We start from the raw sequence: 979 nt of genomic DNA on the forward strand, positions 1-979 counted from the left end.
GGGGCGGGGCTCATGCGGTGCTCCGGACACGGGGGTCGAGGAAGCGGTGGAGCAGGTCGGCGGCGAGGTTGGCGAGGATGGTGGTGCCGGCGAAGAAGATGAACAGCACCTGGAGCAGCGGGACGTCGGGCACCCGGATGGCCTGGTGGAACAGCAGGCCCAGGCCGGGCCAGCTGAAGATGGTCTCGGTGAGCAGGGCCCCGTTGAAGACCGCGCCGAGTTGCAGGCCGATGAGGGTGACGGTGGGCAGCAGGGCGTTGGGGACGGCGTGCCGGCGGCGCACCACGTCGTCGCGCAGTCCCTTGGCGCGGGCCACCCTCAGGTGATCGGCGGCACGCTCCTCCATGATCGAGGAGCGCATGATCAGCACGTACTGGGCGTAGACGACGGCGGCCATGGTCAGCGCGGGCAGCACCAGGTGGTGCGCGACGTCCAGGGCCTGCGGCCACCACCCCTCCCCCACCCCGCGCGCGGAGCGCATCCCGTTGACCGGGAACCAGCCGAGGTGGACGGCGAAGACGACGATGACGATCATGCCGAGCCAGAAGGTGGGGGCCGACCACAGGGTGAGGGCGATGCCGACCTGGGCGCGGTCGAAGCGGCTGCCGGGGCGCCAGCCGGCGCGGGTGCCGGCCCACACGCCGAAGGAGACGGCGAGAACGAGGGCGGTGCCGGTGAGCAGGAGCGTGGCGGGCAGGCGGGACCACAGGAGTTCGGTGACGGGTGCGCTGGAGACGTAGGAGGTGCCCCAGTCGAGGGTGAACAGCTGGTGGAGGTAGTCGCGGAACTGCACGGCGAGGGGGTCGTCCAGGCCGAGCCGGTCGCGGATCTCGCGCTGCTGTTCGGGCGTGAGGGGGGTGTCGCCGGCGACGGCGCGGACCGGGTCGCCGCCGATGACCCGGAAGATGACGAAGGCGCTGAGCAGCACCAGCAGCAGGGAGACGGCGGCGCCGAGCAGGCGGTTGGCGAGGTGGCGGGC

At 72.3% G+C, this 979-nt stretch carries 1 protein-coding gene; it reads right to left on the reverse strand.

The genetic code is table 11. The features are described from left to right. Positions 1-10 precede the first annotated feature (10 nt). Positions 11-979, reverse strand: a 969-nt coding sequence (locus FNQ90_RS24805; protein WP_182608381.1) for an ABC transporter permease, incomplete at its 5' end; no start/stop codon positions are given.

This window comes from Streptomyces alkaliphilus (assembly GCF_014141535.1).
GTDB classification, from domain to species: Bacteria; Actinomycetota; Actinomycetes; order Streptomycetales; family Streptomycetaceae; genus Streptomyces; species Streptomyces alkaliphilus.